Here is a 26,183-nt window from a genome sequence, read left to right as displayed (position 1 = left end):
TTAACTTTGGCTTAATGCCAGTGTGTCAAAAATGAATCACATTTGCAGGGCTAATTAAACACTTAAACACTGATTAAATGAAAAGAATCTACTTGGCTATTGCGGCTATTTTTGTTTCCGCGATGGCGTTTTCACAAGGAACTCTTACTGGTACTGTAGTAGACGGCGAGCTTGGCGGCCCGCTTCCAGGAGCCAGCGTGGTAGTAAAAGGTACTACAAATGGTACGTCTACGGATTTTGATGGAAAATTTACCTTGGAGGTAAGCCAAAGCTCTGGCACCTTGGTGATTTCTTACATCGGTTTTATTAGAAAGCAAGTTGAATTTACTTCAACTGGAGACCTCGGCTCAATTCAATTGATGCCAGACGCCCAAGAATTGGGAGAAGTTGTAGTAATCGGATCTGGTATTATCGACCTTGAGGAGGACAGAAGCACTCCTATTGCCGTTACTACCATTAAAAGAGATGAAATACAAGCTGTTTCTGCTGGTAACGTGGAATTCCCAGAGGTAATGAAAAACGTGCCTTCTGTATACGTATCCAACCAAACAGGTTTTGGTGATTCTCAAATGTTCTTGAGAGGTTTTGACCAAACCAACACGGCTTTCCTATTGAACGGACAGCCTATCAACGGTATGGAGGATGGAAGAATGTACTGGTCCAACTGGGCAGGTATGGCAGATATCGCCAATGCTGTTCAGGTACAAAGGGGTCTTGGTTCTTCTAAATTGGCCATTTCTTCTGTAGGTGGTACCGTGAACATCGTATCCAAGGCCACTGAAAAAAGTGAAGGCGGTTTCGGTCGTTTCATGGTTGGTAACGACAGTTTCTTTAAAACCACTGCTTCTTACGACTCAGGAATCAACGAAAATGGCTGGGGATTCTCAGTGATGTTGGATCACTGGCAAGGTCAAAGAAAGTTTGCTGAAGGAACCAAAGGACAGGGTCAGAACTATTTCTTCTCTGTTGGTAAACTTATCGGGGATCACAACTTTAACTTCTTGATTTTTGGTGCACCACAATGGCACATGCAACGTTGGTCACAACCTTTTGAGGTTGTTGAAGCCAAAAGAAAATACAACCAACACTGGGGATTTGATGAAGGTGAGTTGGAGTCTGAAAGAACAAACTTCTACCACAAGCCGGTAATGAACTTGAACTGGGATTGGGATATCTCTGATAAATCCGACCTTTCAACCGTACTTTACGCTTCTTGGGGCCGTGGTGGTGGAACCGGACCAAGAGGTAACGGAAGAGTTAGATTGCCGGATTATCCAGTAGCAGGTGGTATTGATGGCCAAATTGATTATGCCGGAATTAGAGCAAACAATGCTCTTGTTGGAATAGGTGGAGACTACGGAGCGCCTAATGGTGCTGGTTATATCCGTCGTGCTTCCATGAACAACCACCAATGGTATGGAATGGTATCTAACTTTAGCCATGACCTTAACGATAACCTAAGCTTTAATGTTGGTGCTGACTTTAGATTCTACACAGGAGATCACTTTAGACAAGTTGCCGATTTTTATGGATTGTCCGGATGGTCTAACGATAGACCAGATGACAGAATTGTAACAGAGTCATTCAGTATCAATCCATGGAGCACATTGACTAAATTCGCTGACGAAGATGAGAGAATCAACTACGATTACTCTGAAGACATCAACTATCAGGGAATGTTCGGTCAAATTGAATACGCAGAGGATGCATTCTCCGTATTTTTCCAAGGGGCAATATCCAACCAATCTTACCAAAGAGAAGATAGGTTTGCAACTGATGTCAATGGTAACCAAACCACTGAAACATCTGACAAAGCCAACAAATTTGGTTACAACCTAAAAGGTGGTGGAGCATATAACTTTAACGAAAAGAGCTCTGTATACGCCAATGCTGGTTTCTATTCACGTCAACCATTCTTGGACAACATCTTCTCTGGTACAGCAGAGTTGGCTGATCCAGAAGTGGAGAACGAAGAAATCACTGGTTTGGAACTTGGATATAAATTCAACACTTACGATTTCCAGTTCACAGTGGATTTGTACAGAACTGAATGGGCTAACAGATTTATTGCCAATGGTAACACCATCATCGATATCGCTACAGATGCGGAAGTAGATGTTAACCGTGAGCAAACAGATGTAACTCAGTTGCACCAAGGTATCGAGCTTACTGCTCGTTGGAGAGCCGCTCAAGGATTGGTTGTCGGTGCTTATACATCTTATGGTGACTGGGTATTCTCTGGAAGCACTCCTTACAGAACAAGGGACTTTAGAGACAACACATACTTTACCAATGCCGAAATAGGTGATTACACAGACCAAAACGGAGATCCACTTCCAGCAAACTTCTTTGATGGAAATGTTAACTTGGATGGAGTTGAGATCAGCAATGCTCCTCAATTCACCATGGGTCTTAATGCAGATTACGATTTCGCAAATGGATTTGAGGTAGGGTTGGATATGAACCACTTTAGAAACTTGTATGAGTTTGTTGATGTAGCCGATGTTGTTGCAGAAGGTAACTCTTACGAAACAACTAAATTGGATGCATATACTTTGTTGGACATGACTGCAGCTTACACGTTTGATTTTGGCATGAACAAAATGGAAATTAGAACAAACGTTTACAACTTGTTCAACAATGCTTACTTGAACCAAACTGATGCGTTCGGTGTATTCTACGGAAACGGACGTACTTGGAATGCAAGTGTAACATACAGATTCTAATAAGATTTAGCATATATTTCATTAAAAGCCCTTCGCTCTGGCGAGGGGCTTTTTTTATGTTCAAAATTCCGTATTTTTAGACCACACAAACTATACCTAATGGAAATCATCAAGAACCTACACTCTTATTTGGCCTATGTGGTGCTGGCCGTTTTAGTAATTGCCGTAGTCAACGCCATAGCAGGCTGGTTGGGCAAAAAGGACTTCACTCTCCATAAAGACCTTCGCATAAGCTTGTTTGCGCTCATTTTGAGCCATATTCAGCTGTTGGTGGGGCTTGTTCTTTACTTTGTGTCCGCCAATGGGCTTAAAGCCATCCAAACACTTGGTATGAGCGGATTGAATGCTCCTGCGCGTTTGTTGGCCGTAGAGCACCCATTTATCAACATTATAGCCTTGGTGCTGATTACCATAGGATGGTCTAAGCATAAAAAGTTGATGGAAAGCGACAGAAAGTTCAAGACCATTTCCATTTTCTACGGTCTAGGTCTTTTATTGATCTTGAGTCGTATTCCATGGAACCAATGGTTCGCTTAAAATAAATGCAATGTCATTCCTGCGAGCGTAGGAATCCATAGTAAAGGTGTTAAATGTTTCGTCACCATGAGCGCAGTCGAAAGGTCGGCAAAACATCTCGACAGCGCTCGATGTGACAGTTCACTGGAAATCATCACCGCACCTCTTTCAACAAAAACAAATACGCAGGAAAGTGGTCGCTATATCCAGCGGTATATGTACCACCGGAATACGTCCGTAATGGGTAACCTTTAAATCGTCCTTTGTCCGTTCGGATAAATGGTGGCGCAAAAATGCCCGCTTTCCAGAATGAAAGTGTTGTTCTGTCCTGGTTTATCAAGTTTGCCGTCATAAAAAGCTGATCAAAAAGGTTCCACTTATCTCGGTACGCAAGGGAACCCACACCTTTTTCGAACATGGTTTCCATGGCATTGTAAAGGCTCACACTGTCCAATTGACGTTTTTTACCTTTTGTTTTCAGTATTTTTTTCAAACTGTCATCAATGGGGTCATCGTTTAGGTCACCCATGGCAATGATTTTTGCATCGAGGTCCAATTCCTGGATCGAATCAATGATTCGCTTGTTGAGCAAGGCAGCGCGTATACGCAAAGGTGAACTTTTCGCTGCCCCGCCCCTACGGGATGGCCAATGGTTCACGATAAAATAGATGTTTTCACGGTCCATAGTGCCGCCCACTACCAATTGGTCACGGGTATATTCGCGTTCCCCCAAATCATCAAATAACAAAAGCCTGTGGCTCTTAAATGATGAGGGTATAAACGAAGCCTTTTTGTAAAGCAGGGCTACATCGATTCCGCGCTCATCGGGCGAATCAAAATGAATGATGCCATAATCCTTCCCTTGTAAATTTGGGTGTTGCACCAAATCCTCGACCACGGCCAGATTTTCAACCTCGCAAAGCCCCACAATATCCGGGGAGGTTTTGGAGGTTTCTGCACCAATTTGGGAAATAACCTTGGATAGGTTTTCCACCTTTTGCAGATAACGCTCTTGCGTCCAATGATAACGTCCCTCGGGGGTACGGTCGTCATCAAAAGTAAGGGAGTCATTTGCCGTATCGAAGAGGTTTTCACAGTTGTAAAAAGCAATCGTTCTTAGAGTGTATGTCTTGGACTTTTGTCCGTAAAGTGAGGTCGATATTAATACAAGTAGGCATATTAATAATCGCATTTTATTTTGATTTTGAAGCTAAAATAAGTACAATTGTTAGCTTTCTTGCAGTTTGTACAGCAATTACACCCCCTTTTTCTTAATTAACCTACAATAAGCTATGAGGCTAGCCATAATAGTGGCCGTGCTTTGTTGTACATCGCTGTACGCACAACAAAGTACCCGAATTACAGGGCAATTGATGGAGAAGTCTACGGATATCCCCATTTCGAATGCAACGATTACCCTGGAAAACATTTCTCAAAAATTCGCAACTGATACCTCGGGAAAGTTTGAAATCATATTGTTGCAAACTGGGGAGCAAATACTCCAAATATCCGTGTTGGATTTTATTACAAAACGGTTTTCGGTCTATCTGGAAGGAAATCCGATTGATTTAGGGTCGATTTATCTGGAAAGGGATATTGCCCGTGAACAAACCGATAATCTGATTTCACTTACCGATGGCGACCTTTCCGAAGATTTTGAAGCTGTCTCCAGCTCCATGGGGTTGTTGCAATCCACACGAGATATATTTCTGAACCGTGCGGCGTTTGATTTTGGACAGGCATTTTTTAAAGTTCGGGGTTACGATTCAAGAAACGGGAACGTACTGATGAACGGTGTTCCAATGAACAAATTTTTTGACGGCAGGCCACAATGGAACAATTGGGGTGGACTTAATGATGTTGTTCGCAATCAAGAATTTACCCATAGCCTAAGGTTGAATTCTAATACCTTCGGTGGAATTTTGGGCAACACCAACATCAATACCCGACCTTCTGGTTTTCGACCTGGTTTACGTCTATCCTCATCTTTATCGAATCGTACTTATCGCGGTAGGTTGATGGCAACTTATAATTCAGGAGAAAAACCAAACGGGTTGGCCTATTCCGTATCCGCTTCGCGCCGATGGGCCAAAGAAGGTTTTGTAAAGGGAACCTTGTACGATGCCTACTCGTTTTTCGCTGCCCTAGAGTATCAATTCAACCCGCAAAATAGCATTACGTTTACCTCTATACTGGCACGTAACCGTCGTGGGCGTTCCTCTGCTTTGACCGAAGAGGTTTTTGATTTGATGGGAGGTCAGTACAATCCGTATTGGGGCAAGCAAGGTGGTAAAATTCGCAACTCAAGGGAGCGGGAGATTTTTGAGCCTTTGCTTCTCTTCAATTACGCTTTGGAGAAGAAAAATATAAATTGGAATGTTGGAGTGGCCTATCAAACAGGAATCAACTCCCGAAGTAGACTTGGCTATTATAATGCGCCGAATCCCGACCCAACGTACTACCGATATTTGCCCAGTTATCACATCAACAGTTCCATTGGAGCGGATTTCATCAATGCAAATTTGGCGAAAGACGCATTTTTGGAAAATCCTCAATTGAATTGGGAACAACTTTATAAAGCCAATGCCAATACTGGAGAAAAAGCATCCTATTTACTGTATGATGATGTTGCCCAGAACACGACCATTTCTGGGGCTACAAGTTTTACTTGCACTGTGGGCAACTTGATCCAACTTGGATTTGGCGGGAATTATAAAACCACGACATCTGGGAACTATGCAGTGATTCAGGATTTGTTAGGGGCTACATACCATGAGGATATGGATACCTTTTCCAATACTTTGAACGACAGTGATGGAGAACTACAGAAAACCGAGGGCGAAAAGTTCAATTACAACTATAATTTAGATGCGTCCCAAATGGAAGGCTTTGCCCAAATTCAATTGACCTTCAAGAAATGGGATGGTTTTATATCGGCTTTGTATTCCAATTTTACTGTGCAACGTGATGGCTTCTTCAAAAACGAGCGCTATTTGGAAAATTCCTTTGGAACGGGAGAGAAAATAGCATTCTCCAATTTGGCATACAAAGGAGGCTTTACTTATTTCGTAACGGGAAGACATTGGTTTACGGCCAATGCAGCGTTGGTGGAAAGACCACCCATTATCCAAAATATATTCATCAACCCGCGAGAAAATAATGAAACCGTTCCTGGGCTTCAGAAGGAGATGGTAAGCAGTGTGGATTTAAGCTATTTTGTACGTCTACCGGGTTTAACGGCACGGATAAGTGCTTTTTATACAAGGTTTCAGCATACTACCGATATCAATTTCTTTTTTGTGGATTCAGGATTGGGCTCCGATTTTGTTCAGGAAGTGATAACAGGATTGGACAAGCTCCATAAAGGCATCGAGTTTGGATTCGAGTACGAAGCTTCATCCAGCGTAAAATTGACCGCTGCCGGGAATGTGGGCCATTATGTGTATGCTAGCGATCCATTCATTCAAATTAACTTTGATACATCAGGTGCTGAAGAGGACCTTATCGCTCCCGAGGGAAATATTGATTTGGGTATTGCCGACCTCAAAAATCTAAAATTGGCCCAAGGACCACAAACCGCACTTGCGCTGGGAGTATCCTACCGAGCTCCAAAGTACTGGTGGATAAGCGGCACCACCAATTATCTTACCAATAATTACATCAATCTATCAACGATCACCAGAACTTCCAGTTTTTTGATAGACCCTGAAACGGGCGAACCATTTCCAGATGCTTCGGAAGAGCATATTGACAAATTGCTAGAGCAAAACCAATTGGACGACATTTACTTGCTCAATCTGGTCGGAGGTAAATCTTGGCTCATCGATGGTAAATACATCAGCTTCTTTGCAAGTGTCAATAATGTTTTTGATACGGTTTTCCGTACGGGTGGCTACGAGCAGAGCAGAAACGGGAATTTTGGTCAGTTGAAACAAGATAACCTGAGTGGCTCGCCCTCCTTCGCGCCAAAATATTGGTACAGCTACGGAAGAACCTATTTCTTGAATTTGGCCATTAGCTTTTAATATACTTCTTATGAAAACTGTGTTTTTTAAAATTATTGGAACTATCCTTTTGATCTCCCTTTTATGTTGTGTGGATGGAAGGGAATTTGATGAAATTGAAAGGAATTGCACAAGCGACATGGTGGCCAACATCACTTTTGCCGAGTTGGATTCCTTAGTAGAAGACGATGTGATTCAGATTCAAGAAGATCTGATTTTGGAAGGCTACGTCATCTCATCCGACCGAGCAGGCAATTTTTTTGGACGGCTGTACCTGCAAGATGCACTGGGCAATCCATCAATGGGGATTCAATTGGAAATGGATTTGAGGGAATCCCATTTGCAGTTTCCGGTGGGGAGCAGCGTATTGTTAAAGCTGAAGGACCTTTATCTGGGCAAAAGAAGTGGCAACATTAGAGTAGGGAGTGTTTTTTCATCTTTTGGAAACCTTTCCATTGGAAGATTGCCAAAGGGAAAGGTTTTTGACCATCTTTTTGTGTTGTGCGATGGTGGAGGGACCCCTGACCCTGTGGTTGCAACCATTCCCGAATTGGATAAGCTACCATCAAACATATTGGTGCAATTGGAAAATGTTGAATTCGCTGAAGAAATCTTGGGAGAAACTTATGCCGTTGCCCAAGAAGAAACAGAAAGAACGATAATGGATTGTGAAGAAAACGAGATTTCGCTTGTAAATAGTGGTTATGCCGATTTCCAAGCTGAACCATTGCCCGAAGCAAATGGAACGCTCACGGCGATTTTAATCAGGAACGGCGATACCCCTCAATTGGTGATTCGCACTTTGGATGATGTAAACTTTACCAAAGAAAGGTGTCCTGAAATCATTACCGAGTTCACTTCCAACCAAATTTTTATTTCTGAATTGGCCGACCCGAACAACAATGCCAGCGCCCGTTTTGTGGAGCTTTACAACTCGGCTCCCGAACCTTTGGATTTAAACCTGTGGACCCTTCGCAGGTATACCAACGATAATACGGAAGTAAGTTCTTCCATCGATCTGTCGGGGTTTAGTATTGATGCCGAGAGTACACTGGTCATATCTCCCAATGCAGAGGAATTTGAACTGGTCTATGGATTTGCCCCCAATTTGAGCGTATCCACCAACAGTCCTGCAGACTCCAACGGAGATGATAATCTGGAATTGGTAGACCCTTTTGGTACCGTGATCGATGTGTTTGGAGTTATTGGGGAGGATGGCTCTGGAACCAATCACGAATTTGAGGATGGAAGAGCCATTCGTAAGCCAGAGATCTCGAAAGGAAACCCAACCTTCACCTTTGGTGAGTGGACCATTTTTAATGATTCAGGAGGGGCGGGCACAACGGATTTGCCCCAAAATGCCCCCGAGGACTTTGCCCCAGGGGTTCGAGATTGAGATACAATTGTACCTATAGCTTCCCCATCATTAATTGAAAACGGGCATCCGTCGACCCAAAAGGGCCATCCGTTAATCGGGCCCAGATCTGGGCATTTCATTTCATTAACTTATCTAAGGAACAGCATACCCCAAGAACATTTTAATTCTTTTAACTATGGAACAAAGAAAAATGTATTGGGCCAATGTATGTATTGCCATGGTGATTTGTTGGTTGGCCTCGTGCGAAAAAGAGGCGGTAATACCCGAAGAGACACAACAAGTTGATCTGGAGGAAAGGGATACTTTGCAAATGATCAAGCTTGGCAAAAAACTGGAGAACCCCTATTCTGTGGCGAATATGAGGAAGGCTTGGGAAAGTTTAAAGGAAAAATCAAAAGTATCAAAAGATGGAGAAATTGAAGCAACCCACATATATGTTAGGTTTAAACCTAAAACAGAAGAGGAACTTTCAACACTTAAAACGGATTCTACTCTGGCATTATATGATATTCCTTTAGATTTTGAAATCAGTGAAACTGGCGACTTTTACCATGATCCGGAAATTCCTACAGATCAACCTACATATCAATACGCTTCTGTTCCCATAAATCATGGACTTCCAGAAAACATAGATTATGAGGTTTTAGAAGAGCTTTTTGTTCCAGATGAAGACAATGACCCCGATGATGGTTCTAAACCCGCTTTCGCGGCCAAGGAAACTATATATCAACTAGTTGACGAATCTTTGCGATTAACAGGTAATTTAGATGATGAAACAGGAGACGCATTGACTGCCAAAAGAAAATGGAGACCCTCAGGTATTATTAAGGTTTATGATTACATAGCCAATTCTTTTGTTGGTGTTTCCGGTATCAAAGTAAGGGCTAGAAGATGGTTTACCACAAGAAGGGGGATTACGGATAAAAATGGAAAGTTTTCATGCAATGGCAGATTTAGGCGAAAAGCCAATTACAGTATCAAATGGGATAGGTACGAATTTAGTATACGGGCAGGCACTTATGGGCAGGCTATGTTGAATGGTCCTAAAAAACGAGGGGATTGGAATGTAAATTTGGGAAGTTCATTAAGTAAGGTGGTCAATGATAGACAACAGTACTATGCACTTATTCACCAAGGTGCCATGGACTATTATTATGGTAGTAGATTTGGGTTAACATCCCCTCCACGGAATCATATTTTAAAAAGGCAGTTGAAAATAGCGGCACGTCAAAAAAATGATAGGTCATCCTATGTAAAGGCACGAAGGATTTGGTTTGGCAGTGACATTTCCTTATTGGAATGGAAGTCAAGATCAGATAAAGTTTATGGGACCATAGTTCATGAATTGGCCCATGCGGCACATAGGGAAGTGGACAGAAATGCATACAATGCTGTGGTCTGGGATGCTTGGTACGGACCCTGTACTTCTTTTAATGGTTGTGAAAACCCTGGGCCTACGGGAGCAAACCGTCGTAGATTGTTGGAAACCTGGGCCGCAACCGTAGAAGTTACATTTGCTTTAAATCGATACAGAAACAAGTATAATAAACCACACTATAATTATGAAAATGTAAACTTACAATATCAACGAATCAAAAGTAAACCTTTCTATACTTCGGCAGGGCATGATATGATCGATGATGTCAACCAGAGAAATTTTTATGGTGATGATTTTCCCATTGACAGGGTTAAAGGATATACCATAAAACAATTGGAAGAGGCTTTGGTTGGGGCCAAATCATGGAACCAGTGGCGAGACAATATCAAGAACAAATATAACAATGCTACCGAAAAATATTTGGATGAACTGTTTAACAATTGGAAGGATTAAATTTAAAAAGTATGAAGAATATATGCTTTCTATTGGCCCTGTTGCTTATTGCATGCGGTGAAAATTTTGGCGAGAGGGATGTCTATTACTATTCCATGGAAAATAAAAGTGGAAAACCTATTGTGATCAAAAGTTACAGATCTGATTTTCCAGATGCAGAGCCTGAAATTACCAATCTGGCTGTCAATGAAAAAGTGGAAAAGGTATTTAGAGACGGATTGCCGCCGAGTGAATACAATTTTAAAGTTTTTCTTGGAGGGAGTCGTTTAATGGACTCTATTGTAGTGATTTATAATAACGAACGGTATGCAATTTTCAAAGAAGAGTGCAACCAAAACGAAAGGAACCCCATAGACTATTGTATTCATTCGGATGATTTCATAGAGGATTTTGTGTTTACAAAAGAGGATTATAACAATGCTATGGATTGCAATGGTACATGTAATTAATGCAAGGAGTCCAATTATAATGCCCAATCCCTAAAGGAGCTGGTTTTCTAAACAAATTAAAATAATATCATGAAAAATATAATCTATTTTACAATTGGCTTTTGGTGTTCCATGCATTTGTACGCCCAAGACTTTTCCCTTAAGCAACAACAACGGTTAGAAAAATTTGGGCTTGATTATGTCTATCTCATTGAGCAGAGCGAGACAAACGAAGAACAGTTGCGCGAAATTTTAGATATGGATCGAAAGCGAAAGAACAGTCTTACCATTGGGAGTACTTTTGTAGGTTTGGGATTGGTAATGCTTACTGGAGCAAGTTTGATTTATTCTCAGGATAGTGGTTGTGATGATACGGATTTCTGTGAAAATATGGGTGCAACTCTTCTTGGAGGAGGATTGATGGCTCTGGGCACCATGGAAATCAGTGTATCAATACCATTGTTGGCCAATTCTTATCTGAAAAAGCGAAAAAGGAACAAAATGATTAGGGAAATACAATGGCAAAACCCTGTTCCACTACAGTTGCAATAAAAAAGCCCCTTTTAAAAGGGACTTCCAATTTATACGTACAATGGCAGAATGCTTAAAAAGCCTTATACTTGAATTTTTGTCCACCCACCGAGGCATCGGCCATTAGGCCCGCTTTTGGCAAGGCAAAAACAGCCACCCCATCTTTGTATTTGGCCTCAAAGGCAATCCCAGATTTCAAGGCCACCGCAGAGGTTTCCGCAGCAAACTGGAATTTTTCGGTTTTAAAGCGTTGTAGGTCCACATCCGTTTCAAAGAAAATCACCTCAATAATGGCCTGTCCGCCAGCTTGCAATCCGATGTTCAGTTTTTTAAGGTCGGCCATGCCCACGGCGTTGCCATTCTCGTAAACCACACCGTTTCCCGATGCTCCACCGATAATAAAACCACCTTTCCCCACATTGGGAAAAATCACATAGCCTGCGGACTCATCAAAAAAGCGCTCCAAACCGGGACTTGTCTCCAACAAGGTGGTTTTTGCCTTTTGTGCATCCGCCATTATTTTCCTATCTTTTTTACTTTGTGCAAATGCACTTGTTCCTAGTAATAGTACACTGATTACTAGGATGGATTTTATCGTTTTCATACTTTTTATTTTTCCTGTTCACTCAAAGTTAGAAAACCTAGTCGCAGATTTTGGGCTGGGCTTTCCCAATAATTGTTAAGAAAGGCATATGGGTGAAGATTTTTCTATACTGAATCCATCCACAATAGAGAACAGCTATGTTTTAATAGTATTTTAATATTAAACCTCTATGATAAGGATGTGTGATTTTGTATTTTTATTATTCTGAAAATCTATTTAAAAACAACTATAATATCATGAGTAAAGAAATGGCAAATGGAGCAGACGAAAGTATGTGCCCATTTTTAAACGGCGAAATGAATCAAGCTGCCGGAGGAGGAACCTCCAACCGAGATTGGTGGCCCAATATGTTGAATTTGAACATCCTTAGGCAACATTCATCACTTGCAGACCCAATGGATGAAGATTTTGATTATGCTAAGGAATTCGAATCCTTGGATCTGGAAGCGGTCAAGAAGGATTTAACGGAATTAATGACGGATAGTCAAGATTGGTGGCCTGCGGATTATGGACACTATGGACCATTTTTCATACGGATGGCATGGCATAGTGCCGGTACTTACCGTATCTCGGACGGACGAGGTGGCGGTGGAACGGGAAACCAACGTTTTGCTCCATTGAACAGTTGGCCTGATAACGCCAACTTGGACAAAGCAAGATTGTTGCTATGGCCTATTAAACAGAAATATGGTAAAAAGATTTCTTGGGCAGACCTTATGATTTTGGCCGGTAATGTGGCTCATGAAAGCATGGGCTTAAAAATGTTCGGTTTTGCTGGTGGCCGTAAAGACATATGGCAGCCAGAAGAAGATATTTACTGGGGCTCGGAAAAAGAATGGTTGGCCAATAAGGAACGTTACAATAAAGACGGCGAACTTGAGAAACAAATGGGTGCTGCCCATATGGGTTTGATTTATGTTAACCCAGAAGGGCATAATGCCAATCCAGATCCTGTAGAAGCAGCTCACTATATTAGGGAGACCTTCGGTCGTATGGCCATGAATGATTATGAAACCGTAGCTCTTATTGCAGGTGGACATACCTTTGGTAAAACCCATGGTGCCGCTTCCGATGCAGAATACTTGGAACCTGAACCAGCAGGAGCTCCTATCGAGATGCAAGGTATGGGATGGAAGAATAATTTTGGTACGGGAAAAGGTTCCGATACCATCACCAGTGGTTTGGAAGGGGCTTGGACCGATACACCAACCCAATGGAGCCATACTTACCTGAAAAACTTGTTTGGGTATGAATGGGAATTGACCAAGAGCCCAGCTGGAGCTTGGCAATATCAACCCAAGGATGGCGCTGGTGCAGGAACAGTCCCTGATGCCCATGACCCAAGTAAAAAACATGCTCCGTTCATGCTAGTGACCGATTTGTCATTGCGTATGGATCCTGATTATGAAAAAATTGCAAGACACTTCCTTGAAAATCCAGAGGAATTTGCCGATGCCTATGCACGTGCTTGGTATAAATTGACACATAGGGATATGGGTCCCGTTTCTCGATATTTGGGACCAGAGGTACCAGAGGAAGAGTTGATTTGGCAAGATCCAGTTCCTGCAGTAGACCATGATTTGGTGGATGATAAGGATATTACGGAGTTGAAGGCCAATATTTTGGCTTCTGGCTTGAGTGTTTCCGAATTGGTTAGTACAGCTTGGGCTTCAGCATCTACATATAGGGATTCTGACAAACGAGGAGGAGCTAATGGAGCACGTATTCGTTTGGCTCCCCAAAATAAATGGGAAGCGAACAATCCAGAACAATTGAAAAAGGTGTTGGATACTTTGGAGCGCATTAAGGAAGAGTTTAACAAAGCCCAGTCAGGGAACAAAAGAATATCTTTGGCAGACCTGATTGTGCTCGGTGGATCTGCGGCTATTGAAAAGGCTGCAAAAAATGCCGGTAAAAATATTACTGTTCCATTTACTCCAGGTAGAACGGACGCTTCTGCTGAACAAACCGATGTAGAGGCTTTTGAGGCTTTGGAGCCACTGGCCGATGGATTTAGGAACTTCACAAAAAGGAAGTTCAGTGTTCCTGCTGAAGAACTGTTGGTGGACAAGGCTCAACTTATGATGTTGACCGCCCCAGAAATGACGGTTCTTGTTGGAGGTATGAGAATGTTGGGCACCAACCAAGATGGTTCCAAAAACGGGGTGTTCACAGATAAACCTGAGACCTTGACCAATGACTTTTTTGTGAATCTATTGGATTTGGGAACCGAGTGGAAAGATATTTCCGGTGATGAACAGTTATTTGAAGGCAGAGACCGAAAAACTGGCCAAGTAAAATGGACCGGAACCCGTATAGACCTTGTTTTTGGTTCCAACTCCGAACTTCGTGCAATTGCGGAAGTTTATGGATGTGGTGATTCCCAAGATAAGTTCTTGAAAGATTTTGTGGCCGCTTGGACCAAAGTTATGAACCTAGATCGCTTTGACTTGGATTAATCAATCCAAACAAAGCATAAAATAGAAAAAGGAAATTAATCACAAAGACTGCCATGGCCTGCAAGGTTGTGGCAGTTTTTTTATAACTTTCAATTAGCTATGAACAACAAAGAAGAACTCTTCAATAACATCAGAAACGGGAACTTAAAAGAGGTAGCGAACCTGTTGGAGAACGCCCCGGATTTTTTGGAGGCCCAAGACCAAAGAGGGTCCACACCCTTATTGCTGGCAGCATACTATGGCCATGAGGATATGGTGCAATTTTTACTGGACAAAGGAGCTCGAGTGGATGCCTTGGATGGTTCCGGTAATACAGCACTCATGGGTGTTTGTTTTAAGGGCTATACCAATATTGCCGAAAAATTGATCAAAGCTGGGGCCAACGTTAGCCAAAAAAATGCCATGGGGGCCACTTGTCTGATTTATGCCGTAACCTTCAATAGGAAGGATATTGCCGAACTGCTTTTAAAACATGGTGCAGATACATCTGTAAAAGATACTAGGGGAAAAACTGCGATGGATCTTGTTCTGGAGCAAGGAAATACCGAATTGGAAGAACTTTTAAAAAAATACTAGATGCCCTCAACCTTGAACACTGCTTTGATTCAAACTGATTTATACTGGGAAGACCCGGTAAGCAACCGAAAAATGTTTGAAGAGAAAATAGCGGGCATTCCTGCTGATGTTGATTTGATCGTACTACCGGAAATGTTCACTACGGGGTTTACCATGAAACCTGAAAATATTCAACTATCTGAAGGAGAGGGTACGGTAAAATGGATGAAACAAATTGCCCAACAACAAAATAAAGCACTTGTCGGAAGCATTGTTTTTCAAGAAAACGGCAAATTCTTCAATCGATTATTTTTTATATCACCAGAGGGTCGTACCCAGGTGTACGATAAAAAACACACCTTTACACTAGCGGGTGAAGATGAAGTTTACGAGGCAGGCCATGAGAAACTAATTTTTCAATATAAAGGGTTCAAAATTTGCCCAATGATCTGTTATGACCTGCGCTTTCCTGTTTGGGCCAGAAATACGGAGGATTATGATGTGTTGATCTATGTGGCCAATTGGCCCAAAAAAAGAATCAATGCTTGGGATACACTTCTAAAGGCAAGGGCCATTGAAAACATGTCCTATTGTATTGGTGTAAACCGAACAGGAAAGGACGGATTGGATTTTGAATACCCCGGTCATTCTGCAGTTTATGACGTTTTGGGCGAAACCTTGGCTTTTTCTGAAGATGAAAAAATTCTGTACGCTACTTTGGATAAAGAGCATATTGAGTCAACAAGAAAAAAATTGAGGTTTTTGGAGGATAGGGACCGCTTTAATTTGATAGGATAAAGGTTTCTTCCATCTCCCAGTTGGCCCTGACATCAATAACTCCCGGGTAATAATTTACGCTTTCGGGTTGAATCTTTTTTAGATAATCGCCTGTGTCCAATTTACCATTTCCGTTTTCATCCAAAATTACCCGGGCCACATATTTGCCGGGATCCAAATTGTTGAACTCAAAGATTTGGGATTCAGAAGCAGCGATTTCTCGTTGTACTTCCCCTTTTTCGTTGGTCAACTGCATAATTACGGGATAAGTTACGTCGCCTCCTAAAACTATTCTTAGGTTACCGTAGTCAGCATAACTCCCTGTGGACAAATTGTAATCAAGCGAATCGTTCTGTACCCCAAAAAAATCGGTGATGGCACCCGGTAAAAAGGAAAAGGTATATTTTTGGTTGGGCTCCAATTCAAAATCAAAATCCACCTTATTTTTTAATGTGTCGAGTGTATAGGTGTAGCTGGCAGGAATGGAATCACTGACCATTAGGGAAATGTTGCTAGTGTCCAAAACAGCAATGGGCGTATTTGCCAAAACACTGAATGTATCTTCAAAATCAAACTTTCCGCTAGCGGATGAGGTAAGTTTTAGGGAATCCAAGGGCAGTTCCCTCATTTTTACGGTAAAAGTGTCCAACACCTGTGCCTTATCATTCTCAACCGTAAAATTAATGGAATCCAATTCGGTCGGGGTGAACCAATAATTTAAGGTGTCCTTGTCCCGTTCTTTTAAAATAGTGGTCGTAACGGAATCGGGTAGCGAAGTCAAGGCTTGGATGTTCATATCACTAGGGTCTCCCTGATATCCGAAAATAATCTTGTTCTTGGCAACCAGGCTTGGCACGGAAGCTTTATAATTTAACTCTTCCCTGAACAAGTTCAATAAGTAAATGGAGTCTGTTGGGATAGTGATGGTATCTTCAATAAATCCGATTTTATCCTGTCCTTGGTCGAACATGTTGTTCTTGTTCACATCTTTTAGGCCAAATAGCGCATACTTTCCCGCTTTTAGGTTTTGCAATTCAAAAAGAGGAAGACTATCACCTGTATTTGTGATGTACAAAGGCGGTTCTTTGTAGATGATGGAATCGCTATAAGTGCTATCGATCGCATAAAGCATTACACTGATAAACTCATCCGCTTTTCTGTTCACGGCGTCTTTTACGGCTCCCGAAAGCGTTAAAGAATCCAAATAGTCTCCCGTTGAGAATACATAGCTCAAAAAACTATTGGGATTCCCTTCGTTGTTATCCACAATACTTTGACCAAAATTGATGGTGTAAGTTGTATTTTCCCTAAGCGTATCTTTAATGATGACCTCAATATACTTACTGGGCGCTCCCATTGGGGTTATCTCTGCAGCGTTCTTAAATGGAGGGGAGACCACCAACTGGTTTTGTACATCCTCCAACTTGATGAGCTCATCAAAATACAGGCGTATTTTAGTGGATTTGAAATTTGTTGTAAAATTTTCAGGTTCGGCCCTAACTAACTCCGGAGGTTTAGTGTCTTTTGGGCCACCACTTGGAGAACCCCTTTTGGCACATTGCCATAAGGCCATAACCATAAAAGTGAAAAAAAGAAGTCCCAACAATTTTTTTAAGTGCACCATGCCTAAAAATAATGTGGAACAAAGAAACAACTAATTTAAAAAATGAAACGCCGCATTAGTAAATTTTAACCCTCTGGCACCATGGCCATGCTTAAAACAGAAATTTCCAAATCATTTTGTTGAAGAAGCGTGTGTGCACAAGATTCGATGGTAGCTCCGGTAGTGATGACGTCGTCCACTAAAAGGATATGGCCATATTTTTTTTGCATTTGGGATTCATTGAGTTGAAATGCATTTTTGGAACTTTCCCAACGGCCTTGTCGGCCTTTTTTGGTCTGGGTTTTTATGTTCTTCACTTTTATCAGCCAATCATCACAATATTCGGCCCCAATATGGTAAGCTATTGTTTTGGCAAATAATGCCACCTGATTGTAACCACGTTTCTTGAGTTTTTTAGGATGTAAAGGAACGGGTACCACAGCATCGATAGAATTTAGCTGTCCATTTTCCTTTAAATAAGTACCGCACCATTCACCAAAAAAGCTACCGATCTGTTCCTGGTTTTTATATTTCAACCAGTGCAACATATTTTTTATGTGTCCATTTTTTGAGAAGAAAACAAAAGAAGCAGCCTTTTTTATCGGAGTTCTTCCATAAAATATACGGTCCACTGCATTTTCTTCCAGATAGTTATGATCGGTGAGCGGCACATCATGTCGACAAACGGTACACAAAATGTGTTCTCCACTAAATAATTGGGCATTACATCCAAAACATACCCTTGGCAATAGGATGTTGTTAATCTCGTTTATTATCTTAGCCAACCTTTTTGGTGTCAAATCTTTTACATTTTAGAGTAGTCTGTCAACCCCATGAACTCCCAAGATAACAATTTCAACTACAAAATTATCTTTGCCGCTATGGCCGCGGTAATTGTGGGGATTCTTATTGCCTTTTATTACAGCTATGCTCAATCCAAAAACCAAATGATCTATTTGGAGGAGGAAAAGTCACTTTTGGTGAAAGACCTTACCTTGATGCGAGCGGAAGTTGACCGTTTGTCCGGATTGAATGAAGTAAATGAAATTGAGTTGCAAACCTCCCGCTTTAGGGTTCAGCAATTGTTGGATTCGGTAGGAAGGTTAAACTTCAGCATCACCAAATTAAAGGAAACCAGAAAAGAACTTCGGAAATTGGAATTGCGATTTGACAGTTTAAAGCTCAAAAACAATTTTCTTCGGTATAACAATAGCTTATTGGCCAGCAAATATGATGAAACCTTAAAGCAACTCGAGGAGCTTCGAGGGAGGGCCAGTAGCATGCAACAAACCGAATCTTTACTTCGCGAGACCAATAAAGAACTTACTCGTGAATTGCGAATCAAAAGTTATCTAAAACTGCAGGATGCCGAAGGCAGTGGATTTAGACTAAGGGCGGGCAGACCCATAAAAACCAATAAGGCTTCGGTAATCGAAAAGCTGAGGGGATGTGTTACTATTTTGAGCGACCCCAATTCCGATGGCGATATCAAAGTGCTATACCTTCAGTTCTTGGACCCCAATATGGCCATAATCGAGGATAATGCCAATACAATTTCTGTAAGCGGAAACACTTACAGCAAAAAAGTTGAGATTGTATATACCGGAAAAGAAATCAGTATTTGCGATGCCATCACCGTTCCGGAAGGATCTTTGCCCGAAGGAATTTATACCTTAAATGTATTCGAGGACGAAAGATTGTTGGCTTCAACTGAATTTCAGCTGAAATAGCATACTACTTTTTGGGTAAAATTCTATTTTTGCCCAATGGCAAATCAGGAAGACATTTTTAAGAAGGTTATCTCCCACGCAAAGGAGTACGGTTATGTATTTCAATCCAGTGAGATTTATGATGGACTCAGTGCAGTTTACGACTACGGTCAGAACGGTGCCGAGCTAAAGAAAAACATTCGCGAATATTGGTGGAAGGCCATGGTTCAGCTCAATGAGAATATCGTGGGCATCGATGCAGCCATATTTATGCACCCTACAACTTGGAAGGCCTCTGGCCACGTTGATGCTTTCAATGATCCTTTGATAGATAACAAGGATTCCAAGAAAAGGTACCGTGCCGATGTTTTGATTGAAGATTATGTCGCTAAGATTGAAGCTAAGATTGAAAAAGAGGTAAAAAAAGCGGCCAAGCGATTTGGTGAGAGTTTTGACAAGGAACAATTCCTTTCGACCAATAATAGGGTACTGGGGTATCAAGAAAAAGCAGACTCCATTCTAAAAAGAATGGGGAAATCTCTAGAGAATGAAGATTTGGCCGATGTAAAAGCCTTGATTGAGGAATTGGAGATTGCATGTCCACTGTCTGGATCAAAAAACTGGACTGACGTAAAGCAGTTCAACCTCATGTTCGGAACCAAACTGGGAGCCTCCGCCGATAGTGCAATGGACCTGTACCTTCGCCCAGAAACCGCACAAGGTATATTCGTCAACTTTTTAAATGTTCAAAAAACAGGAAGGATGAAGATTCCGTTCGGGATTGCCCAAACAGGTAAAGCCTTCCGTAACGAGATCGTTGCCCGTCAGTTTATCTTCCGTATGAGGGAATTTGAACAGATGGAGATGCAATTCTTCATAAAGCCTGGAACCCAATTGGAGTGGTACGAAGCCTGGAAGGAAAAACGAATGAAATGGCACCTTTCCCTTGGAATGGGAGAGGAAAACTACCGTTTCCACGACCATGAAAAATTAGCTCATTACGCCGATGCTGCCGCTGATATTGAGTTTAGGTTCCCATTCGGATTCAAGGAATTGGAAGGAATCCATTCCCGTACCGATTTTGATTTGAGCAAACATGAAGAATACTCTGGAAAAAAACTACAGTATTTCGACCACGAGGAAAATAAGAGCTATACTCCCTATGTGTTGGAAACTTCCATAGGATTGGACCGTATGTTCTTGGCTGTTTTTTCCAATTCACTACAGGAAGAGGAGCTCGAAAATGGCACCACGCGTACAGTACTTAAAATTCCAGCTGTTTTGGCGCCGAACAAGGTGGCCGTTCTTCCATTGTTGAAAAGGGACGGACTTCCAGAAGTTGCCCAAAAATTAGTGGACGAGCTCAAGTGGGATTTCAATGTGGATTATGATGAAAAGGATGCCGTAGGTCGTCGTTACCGTCGTCAAGATGCGGCAGGAACGCCTTTTTGTGTAACCATAGATCATCAAACATTGGAGGATGATACGGTAACCATAAGGCACAGGGATACCATGGAACAAAAGCGCGTGAAACTTTCGGAGGTGAAAGAAATCATCTCCAAAGAGGTGGACATGCGTTATTGGTTACAGAAAATCTAAGGTTTAAAACAAGCCCGTAATTTCACCGTCATCGTTAATGTCGATGCCTTCGGATGCTGGATGTGCCGGTAAACCGGGCATGCGCATAATATTGCCAGTAATCGGAATCAAGAAACCCGCACCGAGCGCAATCTCTATTTCCCGCACCGTGATGATGAAATCCTTTGGCCTGCCCAACAACTTTGGATTGTCCGATAGGGATTTTTGTGTTTTGGCAATACAAACCGGTAATTGTTCCAATCCTAGATCAGCAATTTTTCTGAGGTCGGCTTTGGCTTTTGATGTGTAGTCGACATACTCCGCACCATAAATTTCCGTGGCAATAGTCGCAATTTTATCTTGTACACTGGATTCCCAATCGTAAAGCGCCTTGAATGCCGAAGTGCCGGATTCGACGATTTCAATCACTTCTTTTGCTAAATCTTCCGCACCAACGCCCCCTTTGGCCCAAACATTGGCCACCGCAACACGTATACCTTTCGAAGCGGCCAATTCCATGATTACTTGTATCTCTTCATCCGTATCCGATACAAATTTATTGATGGCTATCACAGGAACTACTTTGAACTTCGTTATGTTTTCCAAGTGTTTTTCCAAATTGGGCAATCCTTTTTTTAAGGCTTCCACATTGGGTTCTGTCAAGGATTTTAAATCTACCCCACCATGGTACTTTAAGGCACGAATGGTAGTGGTAAGTACTACGGCCTTTGGCTTTAAACCCGCACTTTGGCATTTAATGTCGAAGAATTTTTCAGCCCCTAGATCAAAACCGAATCCTGCTTCGGTGACCGTGTAATCGGAATGCGACATGCCCATTAGGGTTGCAATTACGGAGTTGGTGCCCTGGGCAATATTTGCAAAAGGCCCGCCATGGATAATGGCTGGGTTTCCTTCGATGGTCTGTACTAAATTGGGTTTTATGGCATCTTTTAATAAAGCTGCCATGGCGCCTTCAGCTTTTAGGTCTTTGGCGTAAATGGGTTTTTTATCGTAGGTGTAGCCCACAAAAATATTTCCCAATCGTTCTTTTAAATCGGTAAGACTTTCGGCCAAGCATAGAATGGCCATAATCTCAGAAGCAGCGGTAATGTCAAAACCAGTTTCCCTTGGAACTCCCGAGGTTGTTCCACCAAGTCCTACGATAATATGGCGTAGGGAGCGGTCGTTCATGTCCATTACCCGCTTCCAGCCGATGGTTCTGGGGTCTAATAGTAGAGAGTTGGTTTTACTCTGGATATTGTTGTCAATAATCGCGGATAATAGATTATGTGCCTTTTCAATGGCTGCAAAATCCCCTGTAAAGTGCAGGTTGATGTCCTCCATGGGCAGCACTTGGGAATAGCCGCCTCCTGTTGCTCCTCCCTTAATTCCAAAAACAGGTCCCAAGGAGGGCTCCCGTAAAACCACCGTCGATTTTTTGCCCAAACGGTTCAGTCCTTCGGAAAGACCAATGGACATGGTGGTTTTACCCTCCCCTGCAGGGGTTGGTGAAATGGCTGAAACCAAAATAAGATTGCTCTTTTGGGCTTTTTCGCGATTTATGGCCTTTAATGGAAGTTTGGCCTTGTATTTCCCGAACATTTCAATATTATCGGGGTCTATTCCAAATTTTTCGGCAATGGAAGATATGTGTTTCAAAGAAACACCTTTGGCGATTTGCAAATCGGTCATAGTGTAGTTTTTATGTTCGTGGGAACCATAAATATGGTCCAAAACTGATAGACAAGATACTATAATTGGGGGAGTAAAACTATGACATTTGTATGTCCAATTGAACTATTCTACCCTTCGTCCTTGAGTAGTGAAGGATAATCCTTGTTGTCCGGATGTAGAAATCATAACCCCTTCAAAATAAGGTTCGTGGGAGTAGGGTTTAATGGACCATTGGAAAAGGAAGTTGGCACCTGTCCCACCTGATCTGTCTTTCTCATCAATAACAATTTCCACGGTTTCCATGGGTTTAATGTAGATGGGCCGATCAAAGTATGTCCGTATCGGGGTCCCCTCAGTATCAAAATATTCGGCTTTATTAATATATATGGTATCCTTTAGGTTGGTATTTCGCATGCTGATCGTGCTGGTAAGATTGTGTGTTCGATGCTCCGTTTCGCTATAAATTTCTGAATATACGGATAGGTACGATGTTCCCTTTACAAGAGAATCGGAACTAGCGATTTCAGCCATTCGGTTATTCCAGTTCACAGGATCGATCGAACTTACTTCTTCCTTGGATTTTTCGGCACAGGAAAGAATCAAAATTAAAAGAATAAGTGAAGACAGCTTGCTCATAGTTCGTTTCAAAAATGAGTAAACTAAGATAGGGATTGTTGGCAAACTTTAGAATCAATTAGGTGTGACCCTGAACTAAATTCAGGGTGACACTTTAATCAAACCCCTCACTAAAAAATTCTTCCAAGGTCATATCAAAAGCTTGGGCAATTTTTAGTAGACTAGTAAATTGAATGTCGGTACCAGTTTCGTATCTGCCGTATTGGGCGCGTGGGATTCCTTTTTCAAAAGCGAAATTTTCGTAACTACTATATCCTTTTTGAATTCTTAATGACTTAATTCGATAGGCTAGTTTCTTGATTTCTTTTGATTTATCCATAAAGTAAAGAAATCATTATCACTATTAATTAATTACCACTAATTAGTAGCTAAATAAAATTTGTTTCATATCTTTAGATATAACCAAATCTTCTTAATTATGAACGAAACCCAAATCACCGAATTGACAGATTGGATAAATGATTGCTGCGGCACACCTGAAATACTTGGCAATTATTTGGACTTGACGGTAGAGATGCTATTTTATGTGAAGCTAGGCAGTTTTGAGCAACAGGAAATTCAGAATGTTGTTACCATACTGAGAGGGCTGAAAAGGATTCTGGATAAAAAAGTGCAAGTATAATTTAATCTCATCAATTCAAGTGGTTATGCAAACTTTAAAGCTTAATCCCTTAATGGTACTTTCCCCAGCTCATTCAAAATCCCCTCCATTTTTAGGTGGGTGATCACCGGCTTTTTGGCCATACGAACCAAGCTAACATGATCAAATGCCATGGAGTCCTGTGGGTTTTGGCTGCCTCCCGTAGTGCCTAAAATGGTATAGCTATGTCCTTTTCGCATTTGGTTGGAAAAGGAATGGAAATGCCCGTTGATAACGGTATATTCTCGGTCGGCCAACACATTTTCCAAGGGGCCGAGACCTTTTTCATCCTCGCGCATCCAAAGGGGTTTGTGCATGAGCACAAAGGTCCATTTTACATCGGGATTGTCCTTCAAAACTTTGGTAAAATAATCCAATTGGGCCTTGCTCATACCTCCAATCCGTCTTTCGGGCATGTGGTAGTATTCGGAATCTTCGTACTTACCCTCGATTTCCCCATCAATGATCTTTAGGGCTTTGGCCCGTGCATTGTAGATTTCCAGCATGCGTTTCTCTTCATAATCTTCGGAATCCATCATCAAAAACAGTACGTTTTCATAAACAAAATGATAGTAACGTGGTCCGAATCGGTTTTTCCAGAATTCCCGCATCACAGGATTGGTGAGATCATGGTTGCCACCCAAATGAAAAAAAGGCATGTTGAGTTTTGCCGTACGTTCGTCAAAGGAATCCCATTCTTTTTTAAGTTGCAAGGTGTCTTCCGTGCCGCCATCTATCAAGTCCCCAACACTGAGTACAAAAGTGGGGTCGAGCATATTCAATTGCACCACGGCGGTGGCATAGACCCCTTCCCTTTCTCCACCATTGAGATCGGAAATAATAGCGAAAGTAAAATCATCCTCTGTGGTCTCAAATGTTTCACCTGTCCAAGGTTTTGCCCCTGAAGTAACATCATGCTGAAACTTTACAGGTGCTTCTTGAATAGGTGGTGTATTTTGTTTGCAACCGATTACACTTAAAATGGCAAGAGAAAAAAGAAGGTTTGTTTTCATGGTTTAGTTTTTCTATAATCCAGAGCAGGTTCTCTATCCCCAAGCAATGCTTCATATGTAAAATCTTTTCCTCTTCGGTTGTGGAAATCGGCTTTAACAGCTTCCAAAAGTTCGGGATTTTTGAACAGGTCCATTGCGGAGAGCGCTATGGTTTTGGCGGCGACCATCATTCCTTTAAACCCGATATCGGTGCCTCCAGCGGCTACTGCCTGCCAGCTGTGTGCAGGTGTTCCAGGCACCCATGTTGCAGTGTTTACGGCTGCAGTTGGAGCGTTCCAGCTCACATCTCCCGTATCGGCGGAGGCTTTGCCATAGGTGAACTCCATGGGTTGAATCTCCCCCGCACTTTCAATGGGCTTTGGCGCTCCCAAGGTTTTTTGAATTTCTTTGGCAAATTCCAGGTCTTCGGGTGAATATGAAACACCGCCAACAAGGGTCATATTGTCGTGCATTATTTTTGAAAGAGGCTCGTTTGGTAATTTCTCGTAGGTTCCACCAATAATTTCATAGGTCATTTCGGTTTCTGTTCCGATAGCTGCGCCTTCCGCAGCTTTTACCACACGATCCCAAACGGCCTTCACCTCTTTTCGGTTGGAATGGCGAATCACATAGTACACTTCAGCTTCTTTGGGAACAATGTTGGGAGCATCTCCACCTTTGGTGATTACGTAATGGATACGGGTGGGTTCTGTGGTATGCTCACGTAGCATATTTACCAAATCGTTCATTCCTTCCACGCCATCCAAGGCTGATCGACCCAATTCTGGTGCCATCGCGGCATGTGATGATTGTCCGGTAAATCGGAACTTACCGGAAATAGTTGCCAAATTGGTACTTGGGTTGGATGCGTTTTTATCTCCTGCATGCCAAGAAACCACGGCATCCACATCATCAAATAGACCTGCTCGGACCATGTATACTTTTCCAGAACCTCCTTCTTCGGCGGGCGTTCCATAAAAACGGATGGTACCCGATTTCCCCGATTCTTTTAAATAGTCTTTGGCGGCAATGGCCGCAGCCATGGAGCCGGTACCGAACAAATGGTGGCCGCAAGCCTGACCAGGTGCGTCGACCACTCTTGGTTTTCTGAATGGTACGGCATCCTGGGACATGCCAGGGAGAGCATCAAATTCACCAAGAACCCCAATTACGGGACTTCCAGAACCATAAGTTGCTGTGAAAGCTGTTGGAATTCCAGCTACACCTTTTTTAATGGTGAAGCCTTCTTTTTCCAATTCTGATTGCAGAAGGGCAGAACTGTTCTCTTCCAAATAGCCCAATTCAGGATTGGTCCAAAGTTCTTTGGCAATTTCCTTGTAATGTTCTTTTTTGGCATCGAGGTCAGCAATAATTTTATTCTTGTCCTGTTGGGCAAAGGTGATAGTGGAAATAATTGATAAAGCTAAGCTGAGTGTAAAAGATCGTTTCATAGTAGCCGTTGGTTTTGGTTGGTAATAGCAATTCTTTCAAATATAACACTTAAACCCAAGATGATATATCGAAGCAACCAATCCAAGAGCA

At 42.1% G+C, this 26,183-nt stretch carries 22 protein-coding genes; 13 read left to right on the top strand and 9 right to left on the bottom strand.

What is annotated here, in order from left to right; translation table 11 throughout:
- Nucleotides 1–77 precede the first annotated feature (77 nt).
- Both J0X13_RS09105 and J0X13_RS09100 read left to right on the top strand, forming a co-directional pair.
- Nucleotides 78–2,726 carry a TonB-dependent receptor gene (locus tag J0X13_RS09105; protein WP_207071131.1) on the top strand — a complete coding sequence of 883 codons (2,649 nt, stop codon included), beginning with the start codon at nucleotides 78–80 and terminating at the stop codon, nucleotides 2,724–2,726.
- A 99-nt stretch (nucleotides 2,727–2,825) separates the two neighbouring features.
- Nucleotides 2,826–3,263: a hypothetical protein gene (locus J0X13_RS09100; RefSeq protein ID WP_207071130.1), complete on the top strand. Its 438-nt coding sequence runs from the start codon at nucleotides 2,826–2,828 to the stop codon at nucleotides 3,261–3,263.
- A gap of 133 nt (nucleotides 3,264–3,396) precedes the next feature.
- On the opposite strand, the gene J0X13_RS09095 is transcribed toward J0X13_RS09100, so the two are convergent.
- Nucleotides 3,397–4,434, bottom strand: a complete 1,038-nt coding sequence (locus tag J0X13_RS09095) for an endonuclease/exonuclease/phosphatase family protein (RefSeq protein WP_207071129.1) — start codon at nucleotides 4,432–4,434, stop codon at nucleotides 3,397–3,399.
- Between the two features lie 100 nt (nucleotides 4,435–4,534).
- Here J0X13_RS09095 and J0X13_RS09090 point away from each other — a divergent pair, with 100 nt between their 5' ends.
- From J0X13_RS09090 to J0X13_RS09070, 5 genes are all read left to right on the top strand, one after another.
- Nucleotides 4,535–7,267 (top strand): TonB-dependent receptor, encoded by a 2,733-nt coding sequence (locus tag J0X13_RS09090; protein WP_207071128.1) that lies wholly within the window; start codon nucleotides 4,535–4,537, stop codon nucleotides 7,265–7,267.
- Nucleotides 7,268–7,277: 10 nt separating this feature from the next.
- Complete coding sequence (locus tag J0X13_RS09085; protein WP_207071127.1) at nucleotides 7,278–8,642, top strand: DUF5689 domain-containing protein; 1,365 nt, start codon at nucleotides 7,278–7,280, stop codon at nucleotides 8,640–8,642.
- Nucleotides 8,643–8,799: 157 nt separating this feature from the next.
- A complete protein-coding gene (locus J0X13_RS09080) occupies nucleotides 8,800–10,455 on the top strand; it encodes a hypothetical protein (protein WP_207071126.1) in 1,656 nt (551 codons plus the stop codon).
- Nucleotides 10,456–10,466: 11 nt separating this feature from the next.
- Nucleotides 10,467–10,904: a hypothetical protein gene (locus tag J0X13_RS09075; protein WP_207071125.1), complete on the top strand. Its 438-nt coding sequence runs from the start codon at nucleotides 10,467–10,469 to the stop codon at nucleotides 10,902–10,904.
- A gap of 69 nt (nucleotides 10,905–10,973) precedes the next feature.
- Nucleotides 10,974–11,435 (top strand): hypothetical protein, encoded by a 462-nt coding sequence (locus J0X13_RS09070; RefSeq protein WP_207071124.1) that lies wholly within the window; start codon nucleotides 10,974–10,976, stop codon nucleotides 11,433–11,435.
- Between the two features lie 52 nt (nucleotides 11,436–11,487).
- Here J0X13_RS09070 and J0X13_RS09065 read toward each other — a convergent pair whose 3' ends face one another.
- The gene (locus J0X13_RS09065; RefSeq protein ID WP_207071123.1) at nucleotides 11,488–12,018 is read right to left on the bottom strand and encodes a lipid-binding SYLF domain-containing protein; all 531 of its coding nucleotides are present in this window, start codon (nucleotides 12,016–12,018) and stop codon (nucleotides 11,488–11,490) included.
- 236 nt (nucleotides 12,019–12,254) lie between these two features.
- Between J0X13_RS09065 and katG the strand changes: the two genes are divergently transcribed.
- The 3 genes from katG (at nucleotide 12,255) to J0X13_RS09050 (ending at nucleotide 15,830) form a co-directional block, all read left to right on the top strand.
- A complete protein-coding gene (gene katG / locus J0X13_RS09060) occupies nucleotides 12,255–14,477 on the top strand; it encodes a catalase/peroxidase HPI (RefSeq protein ID WP_207071122.1) in 2,223 nt (740 codons plus the stop codon).
- Between the two features lie 99 nt (nucleotides 14,478–14,576).
- Nucleotides 14,577–15,053, top strand: a complete 477-nt coding sequence (locus J0X13_RS09055; RefSeq protein ID WP_207071121.1) for an ankyrin repeat domain-containing protein — start codon at nucleotides 14,577–14,579, stop codon at nucleotides 15,051–15,053.
- Nucleotides 15,054–15,830: an amidohydrolase gene (locus tag J0X13_RS09050; RefSeq protein WP_207071120.1), complete on the top strand. Its 777-nt coding sequence runs from the start codon at nucleotides 15,054–15,056 to the stop codon at nucleotides 15,828–15,830.
- Here J0X13_RS09050 and J0X13_RS09045 read toward each other — a convergent pair.
- Together J0X13_RS09045 and J0X13_RS09040 are read right to left on the bottom strand one after the other, a co-directional pair.
- A complete protein-coding gene (locus J0X13_RS09045) occupies nucleotides 15,814–17,433 on the bottom strand; it encodes an Ig-like domain-containing protein (protein WP_207071119.1) in 1,620 nt (539 codons plus the stop codon). The two genes, J0X13_RS09050 and J0X13_RS09045, sit on opposite strands and share 17 nt — an antisense overlap.
- Nucleotides 17,434–17,498: 65 nt before the next feature.
- Nucleotides 17,499–18,197: a ComF family protein gene (locus tag J0X13_RS09040; RefSeq protein WP_242535691.1), complete on the bottom strand. Its 699-nt coding sequence runs from the start codon at nucleotides 18,195–18,197 to the stop codon at nucleotides 17,499–17,501.
- Between the two features lie 48 nt (nucleotides 18,198–18,245).
- Here J0X13_RS09040 and J0X13_RS09035 point away from each other — a divergent pair, with 48 nt between their 5' ends.
- Together J0X13_RS09035 and J0X13_RS09030 are read left to right on the top strand one after the other, a co-directional pair.
- The gene (locus J0X13_RS09035; protein WP_207071117.1) at nucleotides 18,246–19,142 is read left to right on the top strand and encodes a DUF8428 domain-containing protein; all 897 of its coding nucleotides are present in this window, start codon (nucleotides 18,246–18,248) and stop codon (nucleotides 19,140–19,142) included.
- 36 nt (nucleotides 19,143–19,178) lie between these two features.
- Nucleotides 19,179–20,720 carry a glycine--tRNA ligase gene (locus tag J0X13_RS09030; protein WP_207071116.1) on the top strand — a complete coding sequence of 514 codons (1,542 nt, stop codon included), beginning with the start codon at nucleotides 19,179–19,181 and terminating at the stop codon, nucleotides 20,718–20,720.
- A 3-nt stretch (nucleotides 20,721–20,723) separates the two neighbouring features.
- On the opposite strand, the gene J0X13_RS09025 is transcribed toward J0X13_RS09030, so the two are convergent.
- The 3 genes from J0X13_RS09025 to J0X13_RS09015 form a co-directional block, all read right to left on the bottom strand.
- Nucleotides 20,724–22,391, bottom strand: a complete 1,668-nt coding sequence (locus J0X13_RS09025) for a formate--tetrahydrofolate ligase (protein ID WP_207071115.1) — start codon at nucleotides 22,389–22,391, stop codon at nucleotides 20,724–20,726.
- A 105-nt stretch (nucleotides 22,392–22,496) separates the two neighbouring features.
- Entirely contained in the window at nucleotides 22,497–23,009 is a 513-nt protein-coding gene (locus tag J0X13_RS09020) for a DUF3124 domain-containing protein (protein ID WP_207071114.1), read from the bottom strand.
- Nucleotides 23,010–23,103: 94 nt separating this feature from the next.
- Nucleotides 23,104–23,328, bottom strand: coding sequence for a helix-turn-helix domain-containing protein (locus J0X13_RS09015; RefSeq protein ID WP_207071113.1), 225 nt, complete (start codon nucleotides 23,326–23,328; stop codon nucleotides 23,104–23,106).
- Nucleotides 23,329–23,427: 99 nt separating this feature from the next.
- Here J0X13_RS09015 and J0X13_RS09010 point away from each other — a divergent pair, with 99 nt between their 5' ends.
- The gene (locus J0X13_RS09010; RefSeq protein WP_207071473.1) at nucleotides 23,428–23,631 is read left to right on the top strand and encodes a hypothetical protein; all 204 of its coding nucleotides are present in this window, start codon (nucleotides 23,428–23,430) and stop codon (nucleotides 23,629–23,631) included.
- Nucleotides 23,632–23,672: 41 nt separating this feature from the next.
- Here the strand turns inward: J0X13_RS09010 and J0X13_RS09005 are convergent, their stop codons facing one another.
- Together J0X13_RS09005 and J0X13_RS09000 are read right to left on the bottom strand one after the other, a co-directional pair.
- The gene (locus J0X13_RS09005) at nucleotides 23,673–24,662 is read right to left on the bottom strand and encodes a metallophosphoesterase family protein (RefSeq protein ID WP_207071112.1); all 990 of its coding nucleotides are present in this window, start codon (nucleotides 24,660–24,662) and stop codon (nucleotides 23,673–23,675) included.
- Nucleotides 24,659–26,092 (bottom strand): amidohydrolase, encoded by a 1,434-nt coding sequence (locus J0X13_RS09000; protein WP_207071111.1) that lies wholly within the window; start codon nucleotides 26,090–26,092, stop codon nucleotides 24,659–24,661. Before J0X13_RS09000 ends, J0X13_RS09005 begins: the two co-directional genes overlap by 4 nt.
- Nucleotides 26,093–26,183: the final 91 nt, after the last annotated feature.

This window comes from [Muricauda] lutisoli (nom. illeg.) (genome assembly GCF_017313105.1).
In the GTDB taxonomy this organism is placed as follows: domain Bacteria; phylum Bacteroidota; class Bacteroidia; order Flavobacteriales; family Flavobacteriaceae; genus Flagellimonas; species Flagellimonas lutisoli.
This window is presented reverse-complemented; position numbering and strand designations above follow the sequence as displayed.

Excerpts from the sequence above, each read along its gene's own strand:
- J0X13_RS09105 (WP_207071131.1), top strand. The coding sequence starts at position 78 with ATGAAAAGAATCTACTTGGCTATTGCGGCTATTTTTGTTTCCGCGATG.
- J0X13_RS09100 (WP_207071130.1), top strand. The coding sequence starts at position 2,826 with ATGGAAATCATCAAGAACCTACACTCTTATTTGGCCTATGTGGTGCTG.
- J0X13_RS09095 (WP_207071129.1), bottom strand. The coding sequence starts at position 4,434 with ATGCGATTATTAATATGCCTACTTGTATTAATATCGACCTCACTTTAC.
- J0X13_RS09090 (WP_207071128.1), top strand. The coding sequence starts at position 4,535 with ATGAGGCTAGCCATAATAGTGGCCGTGCTTTGTTGTACATCGCTGTAC.
- J0X13_RS09085 (WP_207071127.1), top strand. The coding sequence starts at position 7,278 with ATGAAAACTGTGTTTTTTAAAATTATTGGAACTATCCTTTTGATCTCC.
- J0X13_RS09080 (WP_207071126.1), top strand. The coding sequence starts at position 8,800 with ATGGAACAAAGAAAAATGTATTGGGCCAATGTATGTATTGCCATGGTG.
- J0X13_RS09075 (WP_207071125.1), top strand. The coding sequence starts at position 10,467 with ATGAAGAATATATGCTTTCTATTGGCCCTGTTGCTTATTGCATGCGGT.
- J0X13_RS09070 (WP_207071124.1), top strand. The coding sequence starts at position 10,974 with ATGAAAAATATAATCTATTTTACAATTGGCTTTTGGTGTTCCATGCAT.
- J0X13_RS09065 (WP_207071123.1), bottom strand. The coding sequence starts at position 12,018 with ATGAAAACGATAAAATCCATCCTAGTAATCAGTGTACTATTACTAGGA.
- katG (WP_207071122.1), top strand. The coding sequence starts at position 12,255 with ATGAGTAAAGAAATGGCAAATGGAGCAGACGAAAGTATGTGCCCATTT.
- J0X13_RS09055 (WP_207071121.1), top strand. The coding sequence starts at position 14,577 with ATGAACAACAAAGAAGAACTCTTCAATAACATCAGAAACGGGAACTTA.
- J0X13_RS09050 (WP_207071120.1), top strand. The coding sequence starts at position 15,054 with ATGCCCTCAACCTTGAACACTGCTTTGATTCAAACTGATTTATACTGG.
- J0X13_RS09045 (WP_207071119.1), bottom strand. The coding sequence starts at position 17,433 with ATGGTGCACTTAAAAAAATTGTTGGGACTTCTTTTTTTCACTTTTATG.
- J0X13_RS09035 (WP_207071117.1), top strand. The coding sequence starts at position 18,246 with ATGAACTCCCAAGATAACAATTTCAACTACAAAATTATCTTTGCCGCT.
- J0X13_RS09030 (WP_207071116.1), top strand. The coding sequence starts at position 19,179 with ATGGCAAATCAGGAAGACATTTTTAAGAAGGTTATCTCCCACGCAAAG.
- J0X13_RS09025 (WP_207071115.1), bottom strand. The coding sequence starts at position 22,391 with ATGACCGATTTGCAAATCGCCAAAGGTGTTTCTTTGAAACACATATCT.
- J0X13_RS09020 (WP_207071114.1), bottom strand. The coding sequence starts at position 23,009 with ATGAGCAAGCTGTCTTCACTTATTCTTTTAATTTTGATTCTTTCCTGT.
- J0X13_RS09015 (WP_207071113.1), bottom strand. The coding sequence starts at position 23,328 with ATGGATAAATCAAAAGAAATCAAGAAACTAGCCTATCGAATTAAGTCA.
- J0X13_RS09010 (WP_207071473.1), top strand. The coding sequence starts at position 23,428 with ATGAACGAAACCCAAATCACCGAATTGACAGATTGGATAAATGATTGC.
- J0X13_RS09005 (WP_207071112.1), bottom strand. The coding sequence starts at position 24,662 with ATGAAAACAAACCTTCTTTTTTCTCTTGCCATTTTAAGTGTAATCGGT.
- J0X13_RS09000 (WP_207071111.1), bottom strand. The coding sequence starts at position 26,092 with ATGAAACGATCTTTTACACTCAGCTTAGCTTTATCAATTATTTCCACT.